Raw genomic sequence first — 26,789 nt, 5'->3', positions numbered from 1 at the left:
GGTCGAGCCTGACAGGGTGATTGAGAGAAAACAATCGATTTGGCTTTTGTCGATCGTTGCTACGCTGGCCCCATGGGAGAACGGGCTGGCGCGGAGGGGACCGGGACGCGGGCGCAGGGGGAGGCGCCCCCGGCGCGCAGGAGGCGACCGGCCACCGTCAAGGAGGTCAAGGCCCTCTCCCACCCGCTGCGGATCCGCATCCTGAGGCTGTGCGCGGTGCGGGAGCTCACCAACCGGGAACTGGCCGACCGGCTCGACACGACCCCGGGCACGGTCCTGTACCACGTCCGCCAGCTCGTGGACTCGGGCCTGCTCGTGCCCGCGCCCGTGCGCACCGGGGCGAGCGGGGCCCTGGAGAAGCCCTACCGGGCCACCGGGGAGTCCTGGTGGCTGGACGGGCCGCTGATCGGCGCCGGCGACGAAGCGGCCGACGCGCCGGTGGAGGCCCTGCGCCGGGAACTGGAGGAGGCCGGGCCGGACTCGGTCCGCGACTACGCGCGGTTCGTGCTGCACCTGTCCGACGAGGACCGGGACGAACTGGGTCGGCGCATCCTCGCCGTCCTGGACGAGTACGTGCTCACCGAGCACGAGCGCCGGGGGAGGCCGGCCTACGGCGGGGCGTTCCTGCTGCACGCCCTGGCCGACCGTGACCCGGCCGGGGGCGGGGCGGCCGCGCCCCGCGACGGGGAGGCCGGGCCGGGCCCGGACGGCGCCGGCCGCTAGCGGGCCGCCCCGGGGCGCGCCGCCGGGACGTGCGGACTCCGCACCCGGAGGCTCCGCGTCCTCGGGCCCGGGGCCGCCGACGGGCCCACGGGCACCGGCGGACCGGGGCCCGCCCCCGCCGCCCCCCGCGGCGGCTCAGAAGCGCAGCCAGGTTCCCGCGAGCCCCTGCTGCCCCCGTCCGGGGGCCGACCAGTCGCACACCCCGTCGGCGAACACCTCCGCGGCGCGCTCGGCCTGCTCGGGGGTCAGGTCGGCCGGGTGCTCCGCGGCGTCGAAGGGGACCAGGCGGCACGCGACCACGTCCAGGGCCAGGGGCGCGCCCGCGACCAGCCGGGGCGAGGCGTGCACGGGGTAGGCGTCGGCGCACGCGTCCCCCTGCCCGGCGCTGAGCGGGAGCTGCTCGGCCACCACCCGGCGGGCGGGGTCGCCCACCCAGCACGAGTCGGTGAGCCACTCCGGGCGCGCGGCGCGCACGTGGTCGATGGCGGGGCGGCCGGGGTCGGCGGCGCCGAGCTCCCGCACCCCGCTCGCCCAGGCGTCGAGTTCGGCCAGGGCCCTTCCGGCCACCGGGGCGGAGGAGGAGAACCCGCCCCGCCCGCCCCGCTCCACGAGCATCACGTGGTTGTCGGCCGTGCCGTTGGCGGCGAGCAGGCGCTCGCGCAGCGAGAAAGAGTGGAAGCGCATGTGGATGCTGCCGCCCGGGACGTCGTCCTCGTAGGCGCGGTGGTCCACGACGGGGATGTCGGCCAGTCCGCCGCCCCCGTTGAGGAGACGGCCGGTGCGGTAGGCGGCGACGGTGGCGGCGGGGTCGGCCTCGGTGCGTTCCTCCACCACCCGGCCGTCGGCGTCCAGGCCGCCCACGTGCTCGTTCAGGTGCAGGAACTGGTCGGCGTCGATCGTGCCGTCCAGGAGGGCTCCCAGGCCGTACTGGACGCCGACGTTGTCCAGGGGGCGGCGCGGCAGACCGGTCGAGGGGTCGGTCCCGTAGACGTTGCCGGTGTGCGCGTACAGCTCGCAGCGCACCCGTTCGGGCACCCGGTCCGCGCACACGCCCGCGGGGTCGACGCGGTCGGCCTCCCCGGCGAGCTTGCCGATGGCGTCCCAGCGCGCGAACCCGGACACGGCGCGCTGCTCCTCCCTGCTCAGGGTGCCGGGGTGCTCGCGCGCGTACTCGTGCAGCAGCAGGGCGTCGGTGGCGGTCGGCACCACGGAGAAGGCCACGTCGGGGAAGGAGTGGGAGACCAGCAGGCCGTCCAGCAGGCCCGGCTGGTTGTCGCCGATCTGGTGCGCCTGGTAGGCGCCCCCGGAGGAGCCCCGGCCCAGGGTCAGGTCGGGGGCGCCGTGGGTGAGGGAGAAGCGCTGGACCACGGCGGCCGCGGTCTCGGCGGCCAGCAGGTCGTTGCAGTTGTTGCCGAACACGTTGAGGGAGGCGGAGGCCACCGCGTACCCCTGCGAGAGCATGCCGTGGTCCAGGACCCCGGCGGTCCTGGTCCCCTGGACGTACCAGCCGCCCGCGCACCCGCCGCCGAACGTGTACACCAGGCGGCGGTTCCAGCCCCGCGGCGGCTGCCACGGGTCGGGCCCGGGGTCGCCGGGGGTGTACAGCAGCGCCGTCTCGTAGATCGACCTGTTCACCGTGCCGGTCTCGACCCGGACGGTGTAGGGGACCCTGTGGCCGGTGGAGGTGGTGGTCCGGGCGGCGTCGCCGGGCACCCGGTCGGGGTCGGCCATGGGGGCCCAGGCCCCTTCCTCGGTGCGGTACATGTGGCGGACCACGGTCGGGGCCGAGCAGTCGGGGTCCAGGGGCGGGCCGAGGGTGCCGCCGCCGTGCAGCTCGAAGCGCTCGGTGTCGCACACGAAGGGCTCCTGGTGGGGGCCGGAGAAGACCGGGCCCGTGAGGGGGTGGGCGGTGACGGTGACCCTGGCCGTCACCGGGTCGGTCCCCTCCTGCGCGCTTCCCCCGGCCCCGGGCGCCGAGGCGGTCAGGACGGTGTTCCCCCGGGGCAGCCCGGAGACCAGGCCCTCCAGGGCGGGGGTGCCGTCGGCCAGGCGCACCGTGCGCAGGGAGGGGGTGGCGTCGGCGCCTCCCGCGTCCAGGCGGACGTCGGCGGCGGGCACGGACGGGGAGGGAACCACCCTGACCAGGGCGGTGTCGCCCATGACGGTGTCGGGGCGGGAGGAGAGCACCTCCAGGGAGAGCGGTGCGTCGGCGTCGCGGGGGGTCTCGGGGGCGGCGGGCCGCGCCCACAGGGCGGAGGGCAGGGGCGCGCCGGAGACGGTGAGGAGGACGGCCGCGGCGGCCGCCGCGGCGCCCAGGAGCGTGCGGCCCCGCGGTCCCGCCCTCACGTGCGTCCGGGGCGACCGCAGGGGGCCGGGCGCCCCGCAGGGTACCGGCCGGGCCGGTGGGAGCCGTGTCCCGCGGAGCGGGCGCGGCGGGCCGCGTCCCCGGGGACGCGGGAGGGGACGGGCAGCTGCCCGGGGCGCCGGAGGCCGGGCCCCGGCGCCCCGTGGGCGGGGTGCGCGCAGGGGGCGGCCGGGCCCGGACGGCGGTGGGGGGAGCCCGTGGCGTACCGGGCCCGAAGGGGGTGATGTGCTCCCATGACGGATTCGGTACCCGCAACCGGACAGACCGAACGCCCGGTACGGACAAGGCTGGGGAGACGTTCGCCGACCCCCGGGTGACGCGCCGGTGGCCGGGCCCCGCGACCCCCGGCCACGGGCCGGAGGCGGCCGCGCCGCCGCCCGCCGGCTCAGGGCCGGTGGACCCGCCGCCCGCTCACCCGGCCCGGGACCAGCTTGAGGACCTGGTCGCGCTCGCCCGCCGCCCAGGGCAGGGGCAGGCGGCCCCGGGGGATGCGGGCCAGCTCCTCCGCGTCGCGGACCCACCTGCACCGCCCGCTCGCCAGGACGCTCCAGCCGTCACGGCGCTCCTCGTCGAAGAGGTCGACCTGGAAGGCGGCGTGGCCGCGCGCGTAGCGCATCACGGTTCCCGCCAGGGTGGTGCGGAACACCACCGTGTCGTTGAACAGCGCGTAGTTCACCGGCAGCACCGTCGGGGCGGCGTCCCCGTCGATGGTGAAGGCCACCCGGCCGATGTCGCGGGTGCCCAGCAGGTTGAGGCAGGTCTGCCGCTCCAGCACCGTGAAGCTCGCCCCGTCGTCCCCCTCGGCGACGTCGGCGCCCTCCATCAGCTCCTGCTCCTCCGCGAGCCGGTCGGTCCCCGCGTAGTCGTCCGCCTCCCGCTGGGCGGGCGGTGCGGCCGCTCCCGCGACCGTTCCCCGATCCTGGTCCGGCGCCCCGGCGCCGTGTGATCCGTCCATGACAGGCTCCCCGAAGTCGGTGCCCTCGCTCCGTTCCCCGCCATTCTCGCCGGTCCCGGCCCCGAAGGCGTGGACCGCCGGCCCCTCGTCGGGCGGCGGAGGTCCCCTCCTGTGCGCTTACCCGGGGGGACGCAGGGCTCAAACAGAACGGGACGTTCGACTCATATGGCATGAATCTTCGCTGGCTAGGCTGGGTGGACGGGAGCCTGCCTCCCGCCCCGCCCCTCCCGCGGCCGGAGCGCCCCCGCCGCGGGTGCCCGACAATGGGCACGCGGCGGCGGGCGACCCCGACACAGGGCGGACGGGCCGCCTCGGGCTCCCGTCCCCAGCTCTGAGGAGGTGCCCGCCCGATGGGTGGAGACAGAACGATCCGGGTGTTCCTGGTGGACGACCACGAGATCGTCCGGCGGGGTGTGGGATCACTCCTGGACGAGGAGGACGGCATCGAGGTGGTCGGCGAGGCCGGGACAGCGGCGCAGGCGCTGGCGCGGGTCCCCGCGCTCGCCCCCGACGTGGTCGTGCTCGACGTGCGCCTCCCCGACGGCGACGGCGTCACCGTGTGCCGGGAGATCCGCTCCCTGCTCCCCGACACCCGCATGCTCATGCTGACGTCCTACTCCGACGACGAGGCGCTCTACGGCGCGGTCATGGCCGGGGCGTCCGGGTACATCCTCAAGCAGATCCACGGCACCGACCTGGTCGGAGCGGTGCGCACGGTCGCCGACGGGCGCTCCCTGCTGGACCCCGAGTCCACCGCGCGCATGCTCAAGCGGCTGCGCGAGGAGGCGGTGCGCAAGGACCCGCTCAGCGAACTCACCGAGCAGGAGCGCCGCGTCCTGGAGCTCATCGGCGAGGGGCTCACCAACCGCGAGATCGGCGCGCGGATGTACCTGGCGGAGAAGACCGTCAAGAACTACGTCTCCAGGGTCCTGGCCAAGCTCGGGATGGCCCGGCGCACCCAGGCCGCGGCCTACGCGGTGCGGCTGTCCATGGACCAGGGATAGGAGGCCCCCGCGGGCCTCACCCGCGCACCTCCCCGGCCCCGCCGGTGCGGCGGAGCGGCACCGACCACTCGACGCACGCTCCCCCGCCCGGACCGGAGGTCACCGACAGGCGGCCGCCCAGCTCCTCGGCCCGGGAGGCCGCGTTGCGCAGCCCGCTGCGCGAGACGCCCCCGGTGATGCCCCGGCCGTCGTCGCTCACCCGCAGGACCAGCTCCTCGCCCACGGACAGCTCCACGTCCACGGCGGTGGCCCGAGCGTGGCGGGCCGCGTTGGACAGCAGCTCGCGCAGCACCGCCACCAGGTGCTCCCCGACCGCCTCGTCCACCGCGTTGTCGATCGGCCCCTGCGTGAGCAGGCGGGGCGCGAACCCCAGCGTCTCCGAGGCGGAGTTGACCAGGTCCAGCACCCGCGACCGCAGCCAGGGGCCCTCCTCGCCCGAGCTCTGGAGCGCGAAGATCGTGGAGCGGATCTGGCGGATGGTGTCGTCCAGGTCGTCGACCGCGTTCTGCACCCGCTGGGAGGACACGGTGTCGTCGATGCGGCGCACGGTGCCCATCAGCGTGATGGCGGTGGCGTACAGGCGCTGGATGACCGTGTCGTGCAGGTCGCGCGCGATGCGGTCGCGGTCCTCCAGCACGCTCAGGCGCTCGGAGTCCAGCCGGGCCTCGGCCAGCTCCAGCGCGACCGCCGCCTGGTCGGCGAACGGCGACAGCATGCTCAGCCAGCTGTCCTGGAAATCCCCGCCGTCCCGGCCCCGGGCGAGCACGAGCACGCCCCGCGCCCCGTCCGGGGGACCGAACGGCAGCACCAGCACGGGCCCCACCCCCAGCCGGGTCAGGAAGCCCGCCCCGTCCCCGTCCGAGGCCGACACGTCGGTCTGGACGGGCTCACCGCTGCGGTAGACGCGTCCCAGCAGGGTGTGGGGCGCACACGTGAGCGTGGCCCCCCGCGCACCGGCGGCCACGGCCCCGCTGTGCTTGTCGGGCCCGTCCCACACCCGCACGGTGAGGGTGTCGGGCTCCTCGCCCGGCATGGCGATGACCGCGAGGTCGGCGTCGACCATCCCCCGGGCGCGGCGCGCGACCAGGCGCAGCACCTCCTCGGGAGGGGCGCCGGACAGCAGCCGGGTGGTGATCTGGCCCGAGGCGTCCAACCAGGTCTCCCGGCTCTGCGTCTGGGCGAAGAGCTGGGCGTTCTCGATGGCGGTTCCCGCCGCGGTGGCCAGGGCGCGCAGCAGGAGCTCGTCGTCCCCGGTGAACTCCGCGCCGTCGCGCTTGTCCGTCATGTACAGGTTGCCGAACACCTGGTCGCGGATGCTGATGGGAACGCCGAGGAAGGTGTGCATGGGCGGGTGCCCGGCCGGGAACCCGCGCGACTCGGGGTGGTCGCGCACCTCGCGCAGGCGCAGGGGGCGCGGGTCCTTGATGAGCAGGCCCAGCACGCCCTCGCCCTTGGGCCAGTGCGCGATGCCCGCGATCTCGTCCGGTCCCAGGCCCACGGGGATGAAGCGGCTCATCTCCCCGTCGGGGCCGATCACGCCCAGGGCGCCGTAGCGCGCGTCCACCAGGCTGGCGGCCGTCTCGGTGATGCGCACCAGCAGGGGGTCGAGTTCGAGTCCCTCCCCGATGGAGACCACCGCCTCCAGGAGCGTGTGGATGCGCTCCTGGCCGGCGGAGATCTCGCTCAGCCGCGACCGGACCTCGTCCAGGAGGTCGTCGAGCCGGACCTGGGGGAGGGACAGACGGTCCTGCCCGTGGTGGGCGGTGCGGACGCCGTCCGTCTGGCTCATGGAGGTTCTTTCCGGCAGCTGTCGAGGGGCTCGCCCCCGAGTCTAGGGGCAGGTTCCGCACGGGCGCGGTCGGCCTCTCCCCACCGGGCCGGCCCCCCGGACCCGGCGGGGAGGGGCCGGGCCCGCCGCCCCCTCGGCGGACGCCCGGCGTGCTCAGGCGGAGATGCCGCCGTCGCTGTGCAGGAGCTGGCCGTTGACCCACACCCCCCGGGGGGAGCACAGGAAGTCCACCAGGTCGGCGGTGTCCTCGGGGGTGCCGAGCCGTCCCAGGGGGGTGTGGTTCGCGCACTCCTCCCGCGTCTCCCGCGACATCCAGCCGGTGTCGACGGGGCCGGGGTTGACGGCGTTGGCGGTCACCCCCAGGTGGGCGAGTTCGCGTGCGCAGGCCAGGACGATCCGGTCCAGGGCGCCCTTGCTCGCCCCGTAGGGCAGGTTGCCGACCGTGTGGTCGCTGGTCAGGGCGACGATCCGCCCCGTCCCGTGCGCCCCGCCGAAGCGGAGCCCGAACTCGCGGACCAGCTGCCAGGTGGCGCGCGCGTTGACCGCGAAGTGGCGGTCGAAGGACTCCACGGTGGTGTCCAGCAGACCCGAGTCGACCGACTCGCAGTGGGCCATCACCAGCGCGGTGACGGGGCCCAGGCGCTCCTCGGCCTCGTCGAAGATCCGGGCGGGGGAGGCCGGGTCGGCCAGGTCGGCCTCCACGGAGTGGGCCGCCGCGCCGCGCTCGGCCAGTGCGTCCAGGGTGGCCCGGGCCGCGCCGGCCTCCACACCCCAGTCCATGCGCGCGTCGTAGGGGGTCCAGTGGGTGAAGGCCACGTCCCAGCCCGAGGACGCCAGGCGGCGGGCGATCGCCGAGCCGATGCCGACGGTGCGGCCCACCCCGGTGACGAGGGCGACCGGCCGGGCGGGGGAGGAGGGCGGTGAGAAGGTCATGCGGCCATCGTGGCGCGGCGTGTGCGGCGGGGCAACGGAATTGCCGGGCCCCGGTGCGGCGGCTCAGCCCGTCAGGCCGGGGATGATGCGCGGCCCCACCCGCCGCACGTAGTCGCGGAACAGGGCCACGGCCGGGGGCTCGTACCCGCCGCCCGAGCCCTCGCGCGGCCAGACCACCCCGATCGGCCGGTCCGCGCCACCGCCCAGGACCGGCAGCTCCACCGTCCCGGCCAGCGGCCCGCGCGGGCGGGCGGGGAGCACCGACACCCCCAGGCCCGCCGCCACCAGGCCGCGCGCGGTCGAGATGTCGTCGGCCTCGAACGCGACCCGGGGGGTGAACCCCGCCCGGTCGAGCAGCCGGTCGGTCAGGTGGCGCACGCCCCGGCCCGGTTTGAGCAGGACGAACTCCTCCTCGGCCGCCGCCACCGCTGCCACCCCCCGCGGGGACCGCGCCAGGGCGTGCCCCTCGGGCACCACCAGCCGCAGCGACTGCGTGTGCAGCACCGCGGACGCCAGCCCCCTGCCCGAGGGCAGCGGGGAGGTCAGGGCGAGGTCGGCCCCGCCCGAGGACACGCGGCTCAGCGACTCCGCCCACGGCTCCTGGGTCAGCGAGAACCGCACCCCCGGGTGCTCGGCGCGAAACCCCCGCAGCAGCACCGGCACCACCTCCACCCCCAGCGTGGGCAGGAACGTCAGCGCCACCCGCCCCTCCTCGGCGCCGGTCAGCTCCGCCATCCCCCTGCGCAGGTCGTCCAGGGCGCGTTCCACGTGCGGGAGCAGGATCCGGCCGGCGCGGGTCAGCCGCACCCCCCGGCCGGTCCGCTCCACCAGGGCGATCCCCAGCTCCTCCTGGGCCCGTGCCAGGGCCCGGCTCAGCGTCGGCTGGGGCACCCCCAGCGTCTCGGCCGCCAGGGTGACGTGCTCGGTCCCGGCGACCGCCGCCACCATCCTCAGCCGGGGCGCCAGCACCCGGGCGAGCGCGTCCGCGTCCGGCTCCCGGGCCCCGTCCGCGCGCCCGTGCCGCCCCGCCCGCTCCGACCCCTCCGTATGTTCCATGCATTCCAGTATGAGTCAGGGACAAACCATGCATTGGACGTATGAAACCGTGGTTCCTAGCGTGGACCCATGACCGCGACCACGTCCCCGCCCGACCACGACGCCCGCCTCCGCGCGGGCACGGCCGCCTACCGGCGCACGGTCGCCGCCATGGTGGCCGTCGCCGTGGCCACCTTCGCCCAGCTGTGGTCGGTCCAGCCGGTCCTGCCCGCCATCGCCGACGGCTTCGGCTCCACCGCGTCCCAGGCCGCGCTCACGGTCTCCGTGGCCACCGGGGGACTGGCCGGGTTCACACTGGTGTGGAGCGGCGCCGCCGACCGGTTCGGCCGGGCCCGCGTCATCGCCGTGTCCCTGGCCCTGACCACCCTCCTGGGCTGTGTGACGCCCCTGGCGGGCGATCTCTGGGTCCTGCTCGCCCTGCGCGCGCTCCAGGGCGCGGCCCTGGGCGGGGTCCCCGCCGCGGCCGTCGCCTACCTGTCCGAGGAGGTCCACCCGGCCGACGCCGCGCGCGCCACCGGGCTGTACATCGCGGGCAACCCCCTCGGCGGGATGGGCGGGCGCCTGCTCGCCGGGTTCGCCGCCGACCTGGGCGGCTGGCAGTGGGGGATCGCGGCGAACACCCTCCTGGGACTGGTGTGCCTGGTCGTCTTCGTGCTGGTCCTGCCGCGCCCGCGGCGCGCGGCCGGGGCCGCGCCCCCCTCCGGGCGCCCGGGGGAAGGGGCGCGGGGGGACGGCCCGGGCGGCGCGAAGGCCCCCGGGGGCCCGGGGATGGGGCGGCGCCTGGCCGCCGCGCTCACCACGCGCGGCCTGCCCGCCCTCTACGCCCAGGCCCTGCTGCTCATGGGCGCGTTCATGACCGTGTACAACCTGCTCGGCTTCCGTCTCATGGGCGAGCCCTTCGGGCTCTCCCAGTCCGCGGCGTCCCTGCTCTTCCTGTCCTACACCGCAGGGATGCTCGGCTCGGCGGTCGCCGGGCACCTCTCCGGGCGCTGGGGCGGCTACCCCGTCCTCATCGCCGCCACGGCGCTGATGGCCGCGGGCCTGGGCGGCCTGCTCACCACCGCGCTGGCCGGCCTCATGGCCGCCCTGCTGGTGCTGACGTTCGCCTTCTTCTGCGCCCACGCCACCGCCTCGGCCTGGGTGGGGGCCCGCGCGGTCACCGGCCGCGCCCAGGCCATGGCCCTGTACACGCTCGCCTACTACCTCGGCTCCAGCCTGTTCGGGTGGTGCGGCGGTCTGGTCTACGACGCGGTGGGCTGGGGAGGCGCCGTGGCCTTCGCGGCGGGGCTGTGCGCGGCGGCGGCCCTGGTGGGGCTGCGGCTGCGCCGCCTGCCCCCCGCGGCCTGAGGCCGCGGCGCCCCCCTGCTCGCCCGCCCCGCCCCGGTGGCGGGACCGGTCCGCGCTGCACCGCCCGCGTGCGCGCCCCGGGCTGTCCGGCGTGTCCGGGCGCCGGTCCGCGGAGGCGCCCGCCCCGTGTCCCTGGGCGTCGGGGGCGCCCCGCCGGGGGAGGGTGGGGGAGACGCATCGGCCGGGTTAGTTTAAAATTCAACTACCTTGGTCCGAAGACACACCGGCGACTTCGACGGAAGGTGACGACATGGACGTGCGCCCCACGGGAATCCACCACGTGACCGCGATCGCCAGCGATCCGCAGGCCAACGCGGACTTCTACCTCAACGCCCTCGGCATGCGGCTGGTCAAGCGCACGGTCAACTTCGACGCGCCCGAGACCTACCACCTCTACTACGGCGACCGCGCGGGCAACCCCGGCACGATCATGACCTTCTTCCCCTGGCCCGACGCGCCCCGGGGCAGGATCGGCGCGGGCCAGGCCACCACCACGACCCTCTCCGTGCCCGAGGGCTCCCTGGGATGGTGGGCGGAGCACCTGGCCTCCCTGGGCGTGGACGCCACCCGGCCCGCCGAGAGGGGCGAGGAGGACGTGCTCGTGCTGCGCGACCCCGACGGCCTCGCCATCGAGCTCGCCGCCAGTGCCGACGCCCACGACACCGACCCCTGGGACGGGGGAGCGGTGCCCCCCGAGCACGCCGTCCGGGGCATCCGCGCGGTCACCCTCACCGAACAGGACGTCGAGGGCACCGTGGAGATGCTGAGCGGGCAGCTCGGCTTCCGGCTGGAGGGCGAGGACGGCGACCGGCTCCGCTTCCGCACCGGCGGCTCCGGCGACGGGGTGGGCACCATCGTCGACGTCCTGGCCGCCCCCGGAGCGGAGCGCGGCCTGGTCGCGGCCGGCACCGTCCACCACGTCGCCTACCGCGCCCCCGACGGCGACGTCCAGGAGGCCTGGCGCCGGACCCTGGAGAACGACGGCGTGGGCGTCACCGAGATCCGCGACCGCACCTACTTCACCTCCATCTACTTCCGCGAGCCGGGTGGGGTCCTGCTGGAGATCGCCACCGACGGCCCCGGCTTCGACTACGACGAGCCGCTGCTCGCACTGGGCCGGGAGCTGAGGCTCCCGCCGTGGCTGGAGCCCGGCCGCGAAGAGATCGCCCGCCGCCTGCCCGCGCTGGAGGTCCCCCGGTGACGGCGACCCAGGACTTCGTCCACGTCTTCGAGCCCGCCACCCGGCCGGGAGCGCCCACGCTCCTGCTGCTCCACGGCACCGGCGCCGACGAACGCGACCTGCTGCCGCTGGGCCGGGCCCTCTCGCCCGGCGCGGCCCTGCTCTCACCCCGCGGCCGTGTGAGCGAGAACGGCATGAACCGCTGGTTCCGCCGCCTGCGCGAGGGCGTCTTCGACGTCGACGACGTGGTCGCGCGCAGCGCCGAGCTGGCGGGGTTCGTCACCGCCGCGGCCCGGGACTACGGCCTGGACCCCGACCGGATCGTGGTCAGCGGGTTCTCCAACGGGGCCAACACCGGTGCGGCGCTGCTGCTGCTCCACCCCCGCCTGCTCGGCGGGGCCGCCCTGTTCGCGGCGGGGGCTCCCCTCCAGGGGCGCGAACCCGACCCGGTGGACCTGTCCGGGGTCCGGGTGTTCCTGGGGTCCGGGGCGGCCGACCCCGTCACGACCCCCGACCAGGCGCGGCTGCTGGCCGCCCAGCTCGGCGACAGGGGAGCGGACGTGGAGGCGCGCGAGCACCCGGGGGGACACCGGCTGGACCCGGACGTGCTGGCGCAGGCCCGCGACTGGTTCGACCGCTCCCGGTTCTGACCGGGACAGCAGACCGCGGCGGCGCCCCCTGATCCCGGGCGCCGCCGCCCCTTTCCCCCACTACGAATCTACGTAGTAAAGGACGGGCTCGTGTAAGGGGTTTACGGTAGTCGACCGCCCCGAATGCACCGGTACGGGCTGGATAAACTCACCGGGTTCCCGCTCTTCCTCATTGAAAAGAACCCATGATCACCTCTCTCCCCGAACGCGTGCGGTAGATGGACCCCGAGATCCTCGCCCTGGTCATGGGGGTCGCCGTCGCCGCCGGCTGGGTGGACGCCGTCGTCGGGGGAGGCGGCCTCCTCCTGCTGCCCGCCCTCCTCGTCGCCGCGCCCACCACCCCCCTGGCCACCCTGCTGGGCACCAACAAGCTCGGCGCCGTCTTCGGCACCGTCTCCGCCGCCATCGCCTACTCCCGCAAGGTCGCCGTCGACCGCCGCGTCGTCCTGCCCACCGCCGCGCTCGCCCTCCTCGGGTCCGGGGTCGGCGCCGCCATGGCCGCCGCCCTCACCGCCGAGGTCCTCAAACCCGTCATCATGGTCGTCCTGGCCGGGGTCGCCCTGCTGGTCTACTTCCGCCCCGCCATGGGAGCCACCCCCGACCCGCGCCTGCGCACACGCAACCGGCTGCTGGCCGTCACCGCACTGGCCGGGGTCGGCGTCAGCCTCTACGACGGCCTCATCGGCCCCGGCACCGGCGTCTTCCTCATCATCGCCTTCACCGCCGTCGTCGGCATGGACTTCGTCTCCGCCTCCGCCTCGGCCAAGATCGTCAACGTGTGCACCAACCTCGGCGCGCTCACCGTGTTCGCCTTCGGCGGCCACGTCGACTGGCTCCTGGGGCTGAGCCTGGCCGTCTGCACCATCATCGGCGCCCAGATCGGCGCGCGGATGGCGCTGCGGCGCGGCTCCGGGTTCGTGCGCGCGGTCCTGCTCGTCGTCGTCCTGGCCCTGCTCCTGCGCATGGCCTGGGACCTCCTCGCCTAGGGCGTCCTGCGCCGAGCGCGTCGACCGGTACCACCTGCTGCACGCGGCCTGCTCGGCCGCCGGGTTCTCGCCCCGCGTGGCCCACCACGCCAAGGAATGGGTGGCCGTCACGGCCCTGGTCGCCCGCGGCTTCGGCGTGTGCCTGCTGCCCCGCCTGGCGCCCGTCCCGCCCGAGCACGCGGTCAGGCGCCTCCCCCTGGCGGGGGCGCCGGCGCCCTCGCGGCGCCTGGTCGCCTGCGTGCGCCGGGGCAGCGGCGGCCGGCCCGCCGTCGCACGGGGCCTGGAGGCCCTGCTCCGGGCCGCCCGGGAGATGTCCCCCGGGACCGGCTGAGCCCTCCGCGCCGGGGCGGCGGCCTCACAGGGCGGGCTCGGCCTCCCCGGTCAGGGCCGCCCTGACGTCCTCCACGATCCGCAGCGCCGCGTAGTGGTTGGCCGCGCCCCAGTGGTCGTGGTCCACCCGGTACACGGCCTCCTCGCGCACGGCGTCCAGGTTCGACCACACCCCCTCGGAGAAGGTCCGCGGCGCGTCGGGGTACCCGGACCCGGCCATGACGAAGACGGCGTCCCCGTCCGCCCGGTCCAGGTTCTCGTAGCTCTGCGCGATGTAGTCGGTCGGGCCCTCGCCCTCCAGCTGCCCCTCCGGGCGGGCGAACCCCAGGTCGTCCACGACCTGCCCGGGAAAGGACTCCGCCGTCTCCAGGCGTATCTCGCTCCCGCTCTGCAACCGCACCAGCGACAGCTCGGTCGCGGCGGGGTCCACGCCGGCCGCCTCGATCTCCCCGCGGGCGGAGGCCACCGCCTCCTCGTACGCCTCCAGGGCCCGCCCCGCCTCCTCCGAGGCGTCCAGGACCCCGGCCACCTCGTCCAGGTGCCCGCGCCAGGACCCGGTGCCCTCCCACTCCAGCAGCACCGTCGGCGCGATCGCCTCCAGGCTCTCCAGCATGCCCGCCTGCGCGCCCACCGGGGTGCTGACGCCGATGATCAGGTCCGGTGCGGCGTTGGCGAGCTCCTCGACGTCGACGTCCTCCTCGGAGGGGGAGTTGGTCACCAGGGCGTGCCCGCCGCCGTCCGCGCCCCCGGGCAGGAACGGCGCCAGCCCCTGGTCCTCCCCGCCGGGCGTGCCCATGGTCGCGACCACGTCGTGGCCCAGAAGGGTGACCGCCGCCAGCGTGGGGCGCCACAGCACGGCGATCCTGCGCGGTGTGGCGGGGATCTCCACGGACCCGTTGGCCGCCTCCACGGTGCGGGTCCCGCCCTCCGGTTCCTCCGGCGCGGGGGGCTGCGGGGAGCACCCGCAGGCCAGGAGCGAGCCCAGGGCGGCTACTGTGACCAGGGTGCGTGCGGTGCGCGGGAGCGAAACCATGAGGGGCCCTTCCGTGCGAACAGGATGAAGGTAAGGCTAACCTGTCCCCTGGGCTTTTCGGTTCCGCGAACCACGCCCCGCCGGGCCGCGCCCGACAGGGCGGCCCCACCCACCACCCACGCCACAACGAACGGGGAAGCCGTGGCCCTGCGCGCGCCCACCCTCACGCGCCCCACCCTCACCAGGCGTGTCCTTCGACCCACGGGTCTGCTCCTGGCCCTCGGCGTCCTCGCCGTGTGCGCCCTGCTCAGCGTCACCGTCGGAGCCAAACCCATCCCCGTCGCCGACGTCTGGGCCGCCCTGGCCGCCTACGACGGCAGCTACGACCACGACGTCATCCGCAGCCTGCGCGTGCCCCGCACGGTCATCGGCATCTTCGTCGGCGCCGCGCTGGGCCTGGCCGGCGCCCTCATGCAGGCCCTGACCCGCAACCCCCTCGCCGAACCCGGCCTCCTGGGCATCAACTCCGGGGCCGCCGCCGCCGTCGTCATCGCCGTCTTCGCGTTCGGCGCCGGAGGGTCGGCGTTCGTGTGGCCCGCGTTCATCGGCGCCGCCGTGGCGGCCGTGGCCGTCTACGCCCTGGGATCGCGCGGGCGCGCCAGCGCCACCCCGGTCCGCCTGGCACTGGCCGGCACCGCGGTCGCGGTCGTGCTCCAGGGGATCGTCTACGGGGTGATCGTCCTCAACGACTTCGTCTTCGACCGGATCCGCTTCTGGCAGGTGGGCTCCCTCGCCGGACGCGACCTCGACGTCTTCTGGCAGGTGGCCCCCTTCCTCGTCGCCGGGGTGGTCCTGACCCTGTGCCTGGGCCCCTCCCTCAACGCGGTCGCCCTGGGCGACGACCTCGCGGCCACCCTCGGCGCCAGGATCCCCCTGATCCGCGCAGCCACGGCCCTGGCCGTGGTCCTGCTGTGCGGGGCGGCCACCGCCTCGGCGGGGCCCATCTGGTTCGTGGGCCTGATCATCCCCCACGCCGCGCGCATGATCACCGGCCCCGACCAGCGGTGGCTGCTGCCCTACGCCGCCGTCCTGGGCGCGATCCTGCTCACCGCGGCGGACGTGGTCGGCCGCGTCGTCCTGCCCCACTCCGAACTGGAGGTCGGCATCATCACCGCTTTCGTCGGGGCGCCCCTGTTCATCGCCCTGGTCCGCAGCAGAAGGATGGCCCAGCTGTGAGCAAGACCCTGGCGCCGCCGCGCCCCACCCCGACCGGCCGCGCCACCCCGCGCGGCGCCCTGGCCGTGCGCCTGTTCGGCGAACGGCTCTCCCTGCTGGTGCGCCCGCGCACCGTGGCCGTGTGCCTGGCCCTGGTCCTGGTCGGCGTCCTCGCGCTGGCCGTGACGGTCACGGTGGGGGACTACGAGATCTCCCTGGCGGCCGTGCCCGGCGCGATCCTGGGCTACGGCGAACGCCTCGACGTCTTCTTCGTCCAGGGCGTGCGCCTGCCCCGCGCGCTGACCGCGATCGGCGTGGGCGCGGCCCTGGGCATCGCGGGCGCGGTCTTCCAGAGCCTGTCGCGCAACGCCCTGGGCAGCCCCGACATCATCGGCTTCACGTCCGGGGCCGCCACCGGCGCCGTCCTGGTCATCCTGGTCCTGGGCGCCGGCCGTCTGGCGGTGTCCCTGGGGGCCATCGCCGGGGGGCTGCTCACCGCCGCGATCGTCTACCTCCTGGCCATGAAGAACGGCGTGCAGGGGTACCGGCTGGTCCTGGTGGGCATCGGCGTGTCCGCGATGCTCGGGTCGGTCCGCGACTACCTGTTGACCCGCGCCGAGCTCACCGACGCCCTGGGCGCCCAGATCTGGATGATCGGCAGCCTCAACTCGCGAGGCTGGGCCGAGGTCGCCGCCGTGTGGATCTCCCTGGCGGTCCTGGCCCCCGTGCTCCTGTCCCTGGGGCAGCGGCTGCGCTTCATGGAGCTGGGCGACGACACGGCCCAGGGTCTCGGGGTGCCCATCCGCTCCACCCAGATCTGGGCCCTGGCGGCCGCCAGCGCGCTGACCGGCGCCGCCATCGCGGTGGCGGGCCCCATCGGCTTCGTGGCCCTGGCCGCGCCCCAGATCGCCCGGCGCCTGACCCGCGCCGGCGGGACCACCCTGGTGGGCTCCGCGCTCACGGGAGCGGCCCTGCTGGCGGTCGCGGACCTGGTGGCGCTGCGCGCCCTGGCCCCCACCCAGCTTCCCGTGGGCGTGGTCACCGCCGTCATCGGCGGGAGCTACCTGATCTGGCTGCTGTACACCGAATGGCGCGGCGGACGTGCCTGAGCGAGACCGAGAGAGAACGATGACCACTCCAGCCGACACCGGTTCCCGCCTCAACGGCCGGGACCTCACCCTCGCCTACGAGCAGCGCGTCATCTCCCAGAACCTGGCCGTGTCGATCCCCGACAACTCCTTCACGGTGATCGTGGGCCCCAACGCGTGCGGCAAGTCCACCCTGCTGCGGGCCCTGTCGCGCACGCTCAAGCCCGCGCACGGGCACGTCCACCTGGACGGGCAGGTCATCGGCTCCTACCCGGCCAAGGAGGTCGCGCGCCGGCTGGGGCTGCTCCCGCAGACCTCCATCGCCCCCGACGGCATCGGGGTCGCCGACCTGGTGGCCCGGGGCAGGTTCCCGCACCAGGGGTTCCTGCGCCAGTGGTCGGCCCAGGACGAGGCGGTGGTGGCCGAGGCCATGGACGCCACCGGCGTCACCGCTCTGGCCGACCGGTCGGTGGACGAGCTCTCCGGGGGGCAGCGCCAGCGCGTGTGGCTGGCGATGGTCCTGGCCCAGCAGACCCCGCTGCTGCTGCTGGACGAGCCCACCACCTACCTGGACATCGCCCACCAGATGGACATGCTCGACCTGTGCGCCGACCTGCACGCCGAGCGCGGCTACACGCTGGTGGCCGTCCTGCACGACCTCAACCACGCGTGCCGCTACGCGAGCCACCTGATCGTGATGAAGGAGGGCGCCATCGTCGCCGAGGGCGACCCGGCGAAGGTGGTCACCGCCGAGCTCGTGGAGGAGGTGTTCGGGCTCCCGGTGCGGATCATCCCCGACCCCGAGACCGGCACGCCGATGATCGTGCCCGTGGACCGCCGGGGCGCGGCCCGGTAGCGGCGCCCGCCCGGGGCGGGCCCGTGGGGGAGGCCGGGGCCTCCCCCACGGCGGGGCCCGGGGTCGAGCCGATGACCACGTCCGCGTGCACCTGCCACCCCGGGGCCCGTACGGCGGACGGCCCTCCCGGGAGGCTGCCGGCAGCCCCTCGCGCGCGCCCGGGCCGCAGGCACGCCCGGCCGGCGCGCCCGTCACGGCCCGAGCCGGGCCGCCTTCAGGCCCCCGACAGCTCCAACCGCAGCACCAGCGACACCAGCTCCACCACCACCTCCTTGACCGACTCCCGGTCCCGCGCGTCGCACAGCAGCAACGGCACACGCTCCTCCAGGTCCAACGCCACCCGCACGTCGTCGGCCCGGTGCGTGCGGTGCCCGTCGAAGCAGTTCACCGCCACCACGAACGGCACCCCGCGCGACTCGAAGAAGTCGATCGCGTCGAAGGAGTCCGCCAGCCGGCGCGTGTCGGCCAGCACCACAGCGCCCAGAGCGCCCTCGACCAGCTCCTCCCACATGAACGAGAACCGGCGCTGCCCGGGGGTCCCGAACAGGTACACCACCGTCGACTCGTCCAAGGTGATGCGTCCGAAGTCGAGCGCCACCGTCGTCGTGGTCTTGCCCTCCACGCCCTCCAGGTCGTCCACTCCCACGCTCTCGGAGGTCATGACCTCCTCGGTGTGCAGCGCCTCCACCTCGCTCAACGCCGACACCAAGGTGGTCTTGCCGGCCCCGAAACCCCCGGCCACCACGATCTTCAGGGTGTCGGGGACAGGCCCTGCCCCCTCGGCCTCCATCACGACCAACGCCCCATCCACCCCATCCGGCCTCTCAGGCCCATCCGTTCCACCCTCACAACTCCCGGATACGGTCCAGTACCGCGCGCAGCGTCGCCGCGTCGGGCCTGTTCCGCTCCCAGTCCGAGGTATGCACCATCACGTACCCCTGGTCCAACAGGTCGGCCAGCAGGATCCTGGTCACGCCCAGGGGAAAACCCGACCGCGAGGCCACCTCCGCCACCGAGAGCGGACGCGCGCACAGCGACAGGATCAGCTCCAGCTCCGGGTCCACCTCCGGCGGCGCTCCCGACGGGACCGCCACCACCTGCGACGTCATGGAGAAGTCCGAGCGCGAGGGCCGTGTCCGCCCACCCGTCAGCGAGTAGGGCCGGATCAGGCTCGACTCGAACGACCATTCCCGGGGGAACTCCTCGCCAGGCGGCACCGCGCTCACTCCCACTCCTCCTCGACGGCACGGGCCGTGCGCCGTCGCGGCGCACCGGCCCCCGCCTCACGACCTCCCGTGCCCGCGGCGGGGCAGCGCCGACAGGTGCGGCCCCACCTGGCGCACGAGGCGGTTCACCTCGAACGCGGCCTGGCCCATGTCGCACGTGGACTCGGCCACCACGGCCAACGAGGCGCCCCGGCCCGCGGCCAGCACGAAGAAGAAGACGTTGTCCATCTCCACGACGGTCTGACGCACCTCCGAGGCCCCCAGTTGCGAACGCGCCCCCCGGGCCAGGCTGGCGAACCCCGACGCGATCGCCGCGAGCCTCTCCCCCTCCTCCCGGACCAGCCCCGGGGAGGAGGACAGCAGGAGGCCGTCCGCGGACAGCAGCAGGGCGTCGCGCGCACCGGCCACCCTGTCCACCAGGTCGCCCAGCAGCCAGTCCAGGGTCCTGGCCGGGGACTCCCCGCCCACCTCTTCTCCACCGGTGACCCGGTCTCCCGCCGTAGTGCCCGCCGACATCGACATCACCCTTCCGACCTCTCACCGGGGCGCGCACCGCGCGCGCCACCCTCACCCAGTTCCTCGGACTCCGCGCGCCCGCGCAGGGTCCCGGACTGGAAGGCACTCATCATGGACCGGATGTCCGACAGCGAACGCTGCCCGCCCGTGTCCTGCGCCGCCGCGGGCGCCTCCTGGGGGGGCGCCACGTGCTTGCGCCGGCGCCGTGGCAGCCCCATGTAGGTGTCCTCCGCCCCGTCCCCGGCACCGTCGGCGGCCCCCTCGCCGGCCGGGGTGCCCCGGTCCTGCGGCTCGGAGGGGGCGGGGGCCGCCGCGACCTCGGTGAGCACCCCGCCGGGCTCCGCGGTCGGGTCGGCCGTTCCGGCGCCGGGGACGGGTCGCCGGTGCGGCCCGGTGGCCTGCAGCGGCGAGGGGCCGTCCCCGGGCGCGGCCAGGGCCCGGCGGGGGATGGACACCACGGCCCGGGTCCCCCCGTGGGGGGAGTCCCGCAGCGTCACCTCGAAGTCGTGCCGGGCCGCGATCGTGGCGACCACGAACAGGCCCAGGTGCGAGTCCTCGCGCATGCGGGCCAGGTCGAACCGGGGCGGGTCGGCCAGCAGCACGTTCGCCGAGTCCAGCTGGGCGTCGGTCATGCCCAGTCCGCGGTCCTCCACCTCCAGGACGTGGCGGCCGCGGTCGTCCTCGCGGCCCCGGACCGTCACCTCCGTCCCCGGGGGGGAGAAGGAGGTCGCGTTCTCCAGCAGTTCGGCGAGCAGCCGGACGGTGTCGGTCCCCACGTCGCCGCGCAGCGCGACCGCGGGCAGCGCCAGGATGCGTACCCGCGCGTAGTCCTCGATCTCGCTGGCGGCGGCCCGCACCGCCTCGTGCAGCCGTACCGGGCCCAGTCCGCGGCGCACGGGGGTGTCCCCGCTCAGCAGCATGAGGTTCTCGGCGTTGCGCCGCAGCTGGGTGCTGAAGTGGTCGATGCGGAACAGCGCCTCCAGCACCTCGGGGTCGGTCTCGCCCCGTTCCAGGGTGTCCAGCAGCCCCAGCTGGCGGTGGACGAGCGACTGCGTGCGGCGTGCGATGTTGCGGAACATGGCGCGCACCCCGGCGCGGACCTGGGCCTCCTCCACGGCGGCGGCGACCGCGGCCCGCTGGGCGTCGTTGAACGCCTCGGCCATCCGGCCGATCTCGTCGCGCACCCGCACGCGCAGTTTGGGGACCTCGGCGTCCACGTCCACGCTGCCGCCCGCGCGCAGGCGGGCGGTCACCTCGGGCAGGCGCACCTGCGCGTGTTCCAGGGTGAGGACCCGCAGGTGCTGGAGCCGGCGTCCCAGGCGCTGGGTGCCGCCCACGGCCACCGCGGAGGAGGCCAGCGCCGCCACGAGGGCGGGCACGCTGATGAGCAGGGCGCTGTTGCGCAGTTCGGCGGACTGGGTGTGGCTGAAGGCGACGACCTGCTCGGTCCGGGCCTCCTCCACACCGCGCATGCGCAGGTCCACGGCCTCGGCGGCGCCGCGCCAGGCGGTGGCGTTGACCGGGACGGTGTTCTCGCCCCGGATGGGCATGCTGATGATGCTCTCCTGGAGCTGGTAGACGCTCTGCAGGGCGGAGTAGGACTCCAGGAGGAGGTAGTGCTGACTGTCCTGGTCGTTGAGTTCGGCGCCCACCCGGCCCCAGGTGTAGCGCTGGGCCCCGGCGGCGGCGGCGAACTCGGCGTGGGCCTCGGCGGGGAAGGCGTTGGTGGCGACCGCGTGGGCCAGGACGGCGTCCTGCTGGTTGAGGAGTTCGCGGGTGCGGGCCAGGGAGGTCAGGGAGCGCAGGTGGGGGACCTGGGCGGAGTCGGCGCGCTCGACCTGGGCGTCCCACACGCGCAGTCCGCTCTCGATGATCTCGGTGTAGGCGGTGGCGGCCTCCTCCAGCGTGCGTTCGCCGGGGGAGAGGGCGTCGACCCTCTGGCGGTGGGCCTCGAGCCGGTTGAGGGAGCGCTGGAAGTTCAGGGCCTGTTCGGGCAGGTCGTCCTCGTCGAAGGCGCGCAGGCGCAGGCGGAGGGCTTCGACGGCCTCGGTGGTCTCCTGCCGGGTGGTCCGCAGGCGGTGGGCGGTGCGCTCGGTGCCGTTGGCGGAGTCCATGGTGGCGCGCCGTTCGCGCTGGAGTTCGCCGATGACCGTGATGACGGGGGTGGCGACCTGTTCGGTGAGGGCGGCGGTGGTGCGCAGTTCGCGGATGTCGGTGACCAGGACGGCGGTGAAGGCAGCCCACAGGAGCAGCAGCGCGGTGCTGGGGATCAGGACCAGCGTGATCATGCGGGCGCGAAGCGACCGGCGCTTCTCGTGGGGCATGGGCTCGCTTCCGGGGGAGAGGCGGGCGTGGCTGGGAAGCGTCCGCCGGGGTGGGGGAGGGCCGGGGTTTCCCAGAGTGAACCGCTCCGCGGGGGATTACGCAAGCCTGAAAGGGCTGAAAAGGCTGATGAGAGGGTGTGTGAGGACATCTTCGCAGGTCAGGGCGTGGGCCTCAGCTTGATAACGCGAAACGGACAAAAAATCTACGTCGTAAAGATGGGCACTTCTCTCAAAAATCAGACAAACAGAACAAAGGGGCGGCTGCGCCGCACTGAATACCAAAAATCACTTCCGTGGCGAGAGCTCTGTGTGAACAGGGGCTCTCCGAGGGGTACGTAGCCTCCTGCGAACACATCCATGTGTACCCGGGGCGACCGGGTGTTCACCCAACGGCGCCGGAAGCGGTACGCGGGACGGTCGGTCCCGGCCGTCCCGCGTACCGGGCGCAGCAGACCGTCCGCCGTGCGCGGGCAGGGGAGAGGATCCGCATGAAGCTCACCGAGGACCAGGTCCGTGACGGCCTGACCAGGCTCACCGGCTGGGAGCTGGACCCCGACGCACCCGTCATCCGCCGGACGGTGCGCCTGCCCGGCTTCCCGGCGGCCGTCTCCCTGGTCAACGAGATCGCCCAGGCCGCCGAGCAGGTGGACCACCACCCCGACATCGACATCCGCTACGACACGCTGCACCTGGCGCTGAGCACCCACTCCGAGGGCGCTCTCACCGACAAGGACATGGCCCTGGCCGCGCGCATCGACGAGCTCGTGCCCTGAGCGCCTCCCGGCGCCGCGGTGGTGCGGGGCCGCCCATGGTGGCGGGGGAGGGGAGTCCCTAGGATCTCGGCATGGCCCTTGACCTGTACGCGGGAATCCCCGTCACCGACCACCAGGCCGCCCCGGCGTGGTACGAGCGCCTGTTCGGCTCGCCGCCCGTGTACGGGGACGGTGAGACGGAGGCGGTGCGGGAGTCGGCCGGGCACCGGCGCGTGTTCGTGGAGGTCTGTCCCGAACGTGCGGGCCGTGTGATGAGCACGGTGTTCGTCGACGACCCGGAGGCCGGGGTCGCCGGGCGCGGCATCGCGCCGGCGGGGCGTGGGGCCTGTCCGGGCGGGGTGCGCGAGGCGGTGTTCCGGGGTCCGGAGGGCGCCGGGTTCCCGTTCGGCGGGGCTTCGCGGTGAGTGCTTCCGAGGGGTTCTCGCGTGTGAAGATCCGTGTCGGGGCGCTGGTGTTCTGCGGTGAGGAGGTCGCGCTGATCCGCAGGGACCGGCCCGGTTCCGTGCACTACACGCCTCCGGGCGGGAACGTCGAGCCCGGTGAGGACCTGCTGGTCGCGCTGTGGCGCGAGCTGGGCGAGGAGCTGTGGCTCGGGGAGGGGCAGGCGGGGGCGCCGGAGCTGTTGTGGGTGGTGGATCAGCGGGTGACGCGTCCGGGGCCCACGCCCTCTCCGCGCAAGCTGCACCTGTTGTACCGGTTGCATGTGAGTGAGGCGGTGCGGGAGGTGTTGGCGGTGGAGGAGTACGACGAGCAGCGGGACGGCGGTTTCGAGGTGGGTGTGGTGGAGTGGGTGGATTTTCGTGCGGTTGGTGCGCTGCCGTTGTTCCCGCCGGTGGGGGCGGCGTTGGCGGCGTTGCCGTCTCCGCGTGCGGTGGTGGCCGACGCGGGGTGGGGTGCTGTGACCGATGACGACTATGTGTGGGTGTGATGCCGTGTAGCCAGGGGTCGTGCCGGTGCTCCTCCTCAGGACGAGTTCGCGTCGTATGACCACAGGAGCGCTACGTCCGGTTTCATGCGTAGCCATAGCGTCGCCGCCGGGGCGTCGTCGGGAAAGTCGACGCGGAGGAACTCGCGGCCACCTGTTCGTTCCACCCCGACCGTTCGCACGCCGACGAGGTTGAGGTCGAACAGTCCGGTGCCGTCGCTCTCGGCGTGTAGCCGCAGGCGGACAACCTCGTATCCCGGTTCGATTTCCATCGCGATCTCATAGCCGGACCGAGTGGTCTTGAAGGTCACCGACGTGTACGGCCACAGTTCGCGCCAGCCGTACTCGTACCCGGTCGCCTTCTCGTCCTCGGCATACCGATAGATCGGCTCGTCCTCGAAGAGCCAGATCAAGTCGTCGTAGTCGGGCATCGGCTCCATCACCATGTGCAGATGATGGCATTCGGCTCCTTCGGCCGGTCCGCTGCGGGGCCTCTCGTCCGCCGGCGCGACCCCCGGGCCTTGGAGGTGGGCTATGCCGACAACGCCGACCTGTTCATCGACGACGGGGTGCCCCGGTTGGAGAAGCGCCGCGGCCCCGCTCCATCTCGACCACCCTTTCCGAGCGGTCGCACCTCTTGCAGGTCGAGGTGGACCATGGCGGCGCGTCCGCACTGTGCACACGGGAAGATCTCCCCCTGAGCGTTCCGAATGGCAATATAAACGTTCGTTTGGTTATAATCGTCCACATGAGTATCACGCCTCCCCTCAGCGGCCGGGTCGCCCTCGTCGCCGGCGCCACTCGCGGCTGTGGCCGCGCGATCGCTGTCGAGCTCGGAGCGCTCGGAGCCACCGTCTACGGCAGCGGCCGCAGTACTCGCGACGGGCGTTCGGAGATGGACCGGCCGGAGACGATCGAAGAGACCGCGGAACTAGTCGACGCCGCCGGTGGGACCGGGATCCCCGTCCGCTGCGACCATTCCCAGAGTGCCGATGTCGCGGCGTTGATGGACCGGATCCGCGCCGAGCACGGCCGCTTGGACGTGCTCGTCAACGACGTCTGGGGCGGCGACCCGTACACGCGCTGGGTCAAGGGTGTGTGGGAACATCCGCTTGAGGACACGCTGCGGATCGTGCGCAACGGGATCGAGACGCATCTGATCACCGCGCACTACGCGCTGCCGCTGCTGATCGAGACCGGAGACGGGCTGGTCGTGGAGGTCGGCGACGGCAAGGCCGGCGTCCCGTTCCGTGGCGTCGTCGCTTATGACCACGTCAAGGAGGCGGTCGTGCGGCTCGGCTTCTCGCTGGCGGCCGAGTTGCGCCCGTACGGTGCGACCGCGCTGTCGGTGACCCCCGGCTTCCTGCGCTCTGAGGCCATGCTCGAACACTTCGGCGTCACCGAGGCCACCTGGCGCGACGCTGCCGATGCCCACGGCGGCTATTTCCGCTACTCAGAGACCCCCCACCTGCTCGGCCGTGGGATCGCGGCCCTTGCCGCCGACCCCGATCGGGCCCGCTTCGCCGGGCAATGCCTCGGCTCGTGGGAGCTCATGCACACCTACGGCTTCTCCGACGTCGACGGAGAGTACCCGGACTGGGGTGTAGTCGATGCGGAGGCGCGTTTGGCCGACGCCGAGGCCGCGCAACCCTCCGTCGAATAGATGCCACGTCCGCGCACTGTCTCCGACGAGGACGTCCTGGACGGCGTTCTCGCGCTCGCCCATCGTGTCGGCCCAGCCAAGCTCACACTCGCCGCGGCGGCTCGCGAGGTCGGCCTTGCTCCCGCCACGCTGGTCCAGCGTTATGGCACCAAGCGTAAGCTGCTGCTCGCCGCAGACCGCCGCGGCGTGGAGCGGTGGGTTCTCCCGGTTGAGAAGGCCGAACACCCTTCGCCGCTGGACCGGGTCGTCGAGGGCCTGGTCGGCGCGGTGGATCCGGACATGACCCCGGAGGGGGTTGCGAACTCGGTGGCGATGCTCCAGCTGGACCTCGTCGAACCCGACTTCCACGCGGAGACCCTGCGTGGCGCGCGCCGGCTACGCGCGGCACTCGAGCGCCACCTGCAGGCAGCGGTAACCGAGGGTGAGCTCCGTGACAGCACCGACGTCATTGCCCTGGCCAAGCTTCTCGAGACGGCCTATCACGGCGCGATGATCGGCTGGGCACTGCACCGCGAGGGATCCCTCGCAGCATGGATGCGCGAGCAGCTCGAAGCGGTCCTCGAGGCCAGCCGCGTTCCGTCGCCTTGAAGACCGCGTCTGCGCGGAGGTGCAACCGAACAGCGCCGGCCATCGCATCCGGGCGGCGCCCAGGGGCCTCGCCGGGCGGTTGCCCCTTTCGGCCTTACCCGGTGTGCCCCCGGGTGGGGGCGGGGGTCAGAGTCCGACTTTGCGGATGGGGTTGTCGCGCCAGGCGTCGGCGGGGCGGATGTAGGTGTCGACGGCGGTGGAGGCTTCGGACCATCGGCCCTGGCGGGCGATCCAGGCGCGGGGGGCGCCGGCGGCGGCTGCGGCGGTGGCGGGTCCGGAGCGTAGGGAGTGGGCGGTGACGTTCTCGATGCCGGCCTTGTCCGCGAGGCGTTTGACCACGAGGTTGATCCCGGCTCCGGACATGCGGCCTGTTCCGCGTCCGGCCGAATCGGCGGTTCCGGCCGCTCGTCCGTGGCGGTCGATCGAGCGCAGCAGCGGTCCTTCGGTGACCCCGGCGTCGGCCAGGGCGGCGAGGTAGGCGGTGGTGGTGCGTACCGGGCAGGTGAGCAGGTGTGTGCCGTAGGGGATGGCGACCGTGGTGCCGGCGGAGTCCTTGTCGGTCTTGGAGGTGGCCACGAACACTTCGAGGCCTTCGGGGACCTGGCGCAGGTCGGTGGTGTTCAGGGCGGCGAGTTCGGAGCGGCGGGCCATCATGGCGTAGCCGAGGAGGAGGAGTGTGCGGTCGCGTAGGCCTGTCAGGCCTTCTTGGGCGGCGTCGAGCATCTGTCGGAGTTCTTCGACGGAGAGTGCCGGCGCCTGTTTGCGGCGGCCTCCGGCTGCGGCCCATTCTCGGCGGTAGGAGCGCAGGACGAGGCGGGCGGCCTTGGTGGAGACGGCGTGTCCGGCGGCGGCGTGGCGGGAGGCGATGGCGCCCAGGGCCCGGTCGACGGTGGTGGGGGCGGCTGCGGTGGTGGCGAGGTGGTCGGTGTAGGAGGCGAGGGTTTCGGCGGTGGCGGGGAGGGGGGTGCGGGAGGTGTGTGAGCACCAGGTGGTGAAGGTGTGCCAGTCGCGGGCGTAGCCGGTGCGGGTGGAGGCGGCCCATCCGTCTGCCACGCGTGCGGCTGCGGATGCGGTCAGTGCGGTGTCGGGGAGGGCGGGTGTGTGGTGGTTGCGGAGGGCGATTGCCTGGGTCGGGTCGTCGGTGGGGTGGGGGGTCGGCTGGGCTGTCACGGGGGCTCCGGGGGTGGGGTGGACGCCTGTTTTTTGAGTTTCGATAAGTCAAGTTATCAAAAGTGAGGGTTGGTGGGTGTCTGGGGTGGTTTGGGGGTGGGGGTCTGTGTGGGTTCGCGGTGGTTCTCGGGGGCGTGCACGCCGGGCGGCCCGG

General features: G+C 74.2%; 27 protein-coding genes. 15 read left to right on the top strand and 12 right to left on the bottom strand.

The window, feature by feature from the left end:
- Positions 1 to 72 precede the first annotated feature (72 nt).
- Positions 73 to 723 (top strand): ArsR/SmtB family transcription factor, encoded by a 651-nt coding sequence (locus ACFQBR_RS07880; protein WP_352982638.1) that lies wholly within the window; start codon positions 73 to 75, stop codon positions 721 to 723.
- Positions 724 to 858: 135 nt separating this feature from the next.
- Here ACFQBR_RS07880 and ACFQBR_RS07875 read toward each other — a convergent pair whose 3' ends face one another.
- Complete coding sequence (locus ACFQBR_RS07875; protein WP_378552620.1) at positions 859 to 3,069, bottom strand: DUF6351 family protein; 2,211 nt, start codon at positions 3,067 to 3,069, stop codon at positions 859 to 861.
- A gap of 404 nt (positions 3,070 to 3,473) precedes the next feature.
- On the bottom strand, positions 3,474 to 4,043 hold the full coding sequence (locus tag ACFQBR_RS07870; RefSeq protein WP_344180536.1) for a pyridoxamine 5'-phosphate oxidase family protein: 570 nt from the start codon (positions 4,041 to 4,043) through the stop codon (positions 3,474 to 3,476).
- A 350-nt stretch (positions 4,044 to 4,393) separates the two neighbouring features.
- Between ACFQBR_RS07870 and ACFQBR_RS07865 the strand changes: the two genes are divergently transcribed.
- Positions 4,394 to 5,047, top strand: coding sequence for a response regulator (locus ACFQBR_RS07865; RefSeq protein WP_267949918.1), 654 nt, complete (start codon positions 4,394 to 4,396; stop codon positions 5,045 to 5,047).
- A gap of 16 nt (positions 5,048 to 5,063) precedes the next feature.
- On the opposite strand, the gene ACFQBR_RS07860 is transcribed toward ACFQBR_RS07865, so the two are convergent.
- The 3 genes from ACFQBR_RS07860 to ACFQBR_RS07850 all read right to left on the bottom strand — a co-directional run bounded on the left by ACFQBR_RS07860 (position 5,064) and on the right by ACFQBR_RS07850 (position 8,717).
- Positions 5,064 to 6,836 carry a sensor histidine kinase gene (locus ACFQBR_RS07860; RefSeq protein ID WP_344180534.1) on the bottom strand — a complete coding sequence of 591 codons (1,773 nt, stop codon included), beginning with the start codon at positions 6,834 to 6,836 and terminating at the stop codon, positions 5,064 to 5,066.
- Between the two features lie 153 nt (positions 6,837 to 6,989).
- Entirely contained in the window at positions 6,990 to 7,769 is a 780-nt protein-coding gene (locus tag ACFQBR_RS07855; RefSeq protein ID WP_344180532.1) for an SDR family oxidoreductase, read from the bottom strand.
- A 63-nt stretch (positions 7,770 to 7,832) separates the two neighbouring features.
- A complete protein-coding gene (locus tag ACFQBR_RS07850) occupies positions 7,833 to 8,717 on the bottom strand; it encodes a LysR family transcriptional regulator (protein WP_267950375.1) in 885 nt (294 codons plus the stop codon).
- Between the two features lie 177 nt (positions 8,718 to 8,894).
- Here ACFQBR_RS07850 and ACFQBR_RS07845 point away from each other — a divergent pair, with 177 nt between their 5' ends.
- From ACFQBR_RS07845 to ACFQBR_RS07825, 5 genes are all read left to right on the top strand, one after another.
- Entirely contained in the window at positions 8,895 to 10,172 is a 1,278-nt protein-coding gene (locus tag ACFQBR_RS07845) for an MFS transporter (RefSeq protein WP_344180531.1), read from the top strand.
- Positions 10,173 to 10,422: 250 nt separating this feature from the next.
- Positions 10,423 to 11,373 carry a ring-cleaving dioxygenase gene (locus ACFQBR_RS07840; RefSeq protein WP_344180529.1) on the top strand — a complete coding sequence of 317 codons (951 nt, stop codon included), beginning with the start codon at positions 10,423 to 10,425 and terminating at the stop codon, positions 11,371 to 11,373.
- Positions 11,370 to 12,002 carry an alpha/beta hydrolase gene (locus tag ACFQBR_RS07835; protein WP_344180527.1) on the top strand — a complete coding sequence of 211 codons (633 nt, stop codon included), beginning with the start codon at positions 11,370 to 11,372 and terminating at the stop codon, positions 12,000 to 12,002. Before ACFQBR_RS07840 ends, ACFQBR_RS07835 begins: the two co-directional genes overlap by 4 nt.
- A gap of 218 nt (positions 12,003 to 12,220) precedes the next feature.
- A complete protein-coding gene (locus ACFQBR_RS07830) occupies positions 12,221 to 12,988 on the top strand; it encodes a sulfite exporter TauE/SafE family protein (RefSeq protein WP_344180525.1) in 768 nt (255 codons plus the stop codon).
- A 34-nt stretch (positions 12,989 to 13,022) separates the two neighbouring features.
- Entirely contained in the window at positions 13,023 to 13,319 is a 297-nt protein-coding gene (locus ACFQBR_RS07825; protein ID WP_344180544.1) for a LysR substrate-binding domain-containing protein, read from the top strand.
- Positions 13,320 to 13,343: 24 nt separating this feature from the next.
- On the opposite strand, the gene ACFQBR_RS07820 is transcribed toward ACFQBR_RS07825, so the two are convergent.
- Positions 13,344 to 14,351, bottom strand: a complete 1,008-nt coding sequence (locus ACFQBR_RS07820; protein ID WP_344180523.1) for an ABC transporter substrate-binding protein — start codon at positions 14,349 to 14,351, stop codon at positions 13,344 to 13,346.
- A gap of 141 nt (positions 14,352 to 14,492) precedes the next feature.
- Here ACFQBR_RS07820 and ACFQBR_RS07815 point away from each other — a divergent pair, with 141 nt between their 5' ends.
- From ACFQBR_RS07815 to ACFQBR_RS07805, 3 genes are read left to right on the top strand one after another with little or no spacing between them, the layout of a single operon-like run.
- On the top strand, positions 14,493 to 15,527 hold the full coding sequence (locus ACFQBR_RS07815; protein WP_344180521.1) for a FecCD family ABC transporter permease: 1,035 nt from the start codon (positions 14,493 to 14,495) through the stop codon (positions 15,525 to 15,527).
- The gene (locus ACFQBR_RS07810) at positions 15,524 to 16,615 is read left to right on the top strand and encodes a FecCD family ABC transporter permease (protein ID WP_344180519.1); all 1,092 of its coding nucleotides are present in this window, start codon (positions 15,524 to 15,526) and stop codon (positions 16,613 to 16,615) included. Before ACFQBR_RS07815 ends, ACFQBR_RS07810 begins: the two co-directional genes overlap by 4 nt.
- 19 nt (positions 16,616 to 16,634) lie before the next feature.
- Positions 16,635 to 17,450 carry an ABC transporter ATP-binding protein gene (locus ACFQBR_RS07805; protein WP_267949929.1) on the top strand — a complete coding sequence of 272 codons (816 nt, stop codon included), beginning with the start codon at positions 16,635 to 16,637 and terminating at the stop codon, positions 17,448 to 17,450.
- A gap of 214 nt (positions 17,451 to 17,664) precedes the next feature.
- Here the strand turns inward: ACFQBR_RS07805 and ACFQBR_RS07800 are convergent, their stop codons facing one another.
- Genes ACFQBR_RS07800 through ACFQBR_RS07785 form a run of 4 tightly spaced genes read right to left on the bottom strand, consistent with a single transcriptional unit; the run spans position 17,665 to position 21,516 of the window.
- Entirely contained in the window at positions 17,665 to 18,240 is a 576-nt protein-coding gene (locus ACFQBR_RS07800) for a GTP-binding protein (protein WP_267950376.1), read from the bottom strand.
- 55 nt (positions 18,241 to 18,295) lie between these two features.
- Complete coding sequence (locus ACFQBR_RS07795; RefSeq protein ID WP_267949930.1) at positions 18,296 to 18,676, bottom strand: DUF742 domain-containing protein; 381 nt, start codon at positions 18,674 to 18,676, stop codon at positions 18,296 to 18,298.
- A 57-nt stretch (positions 18,677 to 18,733) separates the two neighbouring features.
- Complete coding sequence (locus ACFQBR_RS07790; protein WP_267949931.1) at positions 18,734 to 19,198, bottom strand: roadblock/LC7 domain-containing protein; 465 nt, start codon at positions 19,196 to 19,198, stop codon at positions 18,734 to 18,736.
- Entirely contained in the window at positions 19,198 to 21,516 is a 2,319-nt protein-coding gene (locus ACFQBR_RS07785) for a sensor histidine kinase (RefSeq protein ID WP_378552609.1), read from the bottom strand. Before ACFQBR_RS07785 ends, ACFQBR_RS07790 begins: the two co-directional genes overlap by 1 nt.
- A gap of 488 nt (positions 21,517 to 22,004) precedes the next feature.
- On the opposite strand from ACFQBR_RS07785, the gene ACFQBR_RS07780 reads away from it, so the two are divergent.
- The 3 genes from ACFQBR_RS07780 (at position 22,005) to ACFQBR_RS07770 (ending at position 23,217) form a co-directional block, all read left to right on the top strand.
- The gene (locus ACFQBR_RS07780; RefSeq protein ID WP_267949933.1) at positions 22,005 to 22,289 is read left to right on the top strand and encodes a 4a-hydroxytetrahydrobiopterin dehydratase; all 285 of its coding nucleotides are present in this window, start codon (positions 22,005 to 22,007) and stop codon (positions 22,287 to 22,289) included.
- Between the two features lie 71 nt (positions 22,290 to 22,360).
- Positions 22,361 to 22,693, top strand: coding sequence for a VOC family protein (locus ACFQBR_RS07775; protein ID WP_344180515.1), 333 nt, complete (start codon positions 22,361 to 22,363; stop codon positions 22,691 to 22,693).
- Between the two features lie 23 nt (positions 22,694 to 22,716).
- Positions 22,717 to 23,217 (top strand): NUDIX domain-containing protein, encoded by a 501-nt coding sequence (locus ACFQBR_RS07770; RefSeq protein WP_344180513.1) that lies wholly within the window; start codon positions 22,717 to 22,719, stop codon positions 23,215 to 23,217.
- Positions 23,218 to 23,252: 35 nt separating this feature from the next.
- On the opposite strand, the gene ACFQBR_RS07765 is transcribed toward ACFQBR_RS07770, so the two are convergent.
- Positions 23,253 to 23,660: a hypothetical protein gene (locus ACFQBR_RS07765; protein WP_344180511.1), complete on the bottom strand. Its 408-nt coding sequence runs from the start codon at positions 23,658 to 23,660 to the stop codon at positions 23,253 to 23,255.
- Between the two features lie 302 nt (positions 23,661 to 23,962).
- On the opposite strand from ACFQBR_RS07765, the gene ACFQBR_RS07760 reads away from it, so the two are divergent.
- On the top strand, positions 23,963 to 24,877 hold the full coding sequence (locus ACFQBR_RS07760) for an SDR family oxidoreductase (RefSeq protein ID WP_267949937.1): 915 nt from the start codon (positions 23,963 to 23,965) through the stop codon (positions 24,875 to 24,877).
- On the top strand, positions 24,878 to 25,465 hold the full coding sequence (locus ACFQBR_RS07755) for a TetR/AcrR family transcriptional regulator (protein WP_344180509.1): 588 nt from the start codon (positions 24,878 to 24,880) through the stop codon (positions 25,463 to 25,465).
- A gap of 126 nt (positions 25,466 to 25,591) precedes the next feature.
- Here the strand turns inward: ACFQBR_RS07755 and ACFQBR_RS07750 are convergent, their stop codons facing one another.
- Positions 25,592 to 26,635 carry a site-specific integrase gene (locus ACFQBR_RS07750; RefSeq protein WP_344180507.1) on the bottom strand — a complete coding sequence of 348 codons (1,044 nt, stop codon included), beginning with the start codon at positions 26,633 to 26,635 and terminating at the stop codon, positions 25,592 to 25,594.
- Between the last annotated feature and the right edge of the window lie 154 nt (positions 26,636 to 26,789).

This window comes from Nocardiopsis tropica (assembly GCF_042660575.1).
Taxonomy (GTDB): domain Bacteria; phylum Actinomycetota; class Actinomycetes; order Streptosporangiales; family Streptosporangiaceae; genus Nocardiopsis; species Nocardiopsis tropica.
The sequence above is the reverse complement of the archived record's forward strand: the minus strand, read 5'-3'. Positions and strand labels throughout refer to the sequence as shown.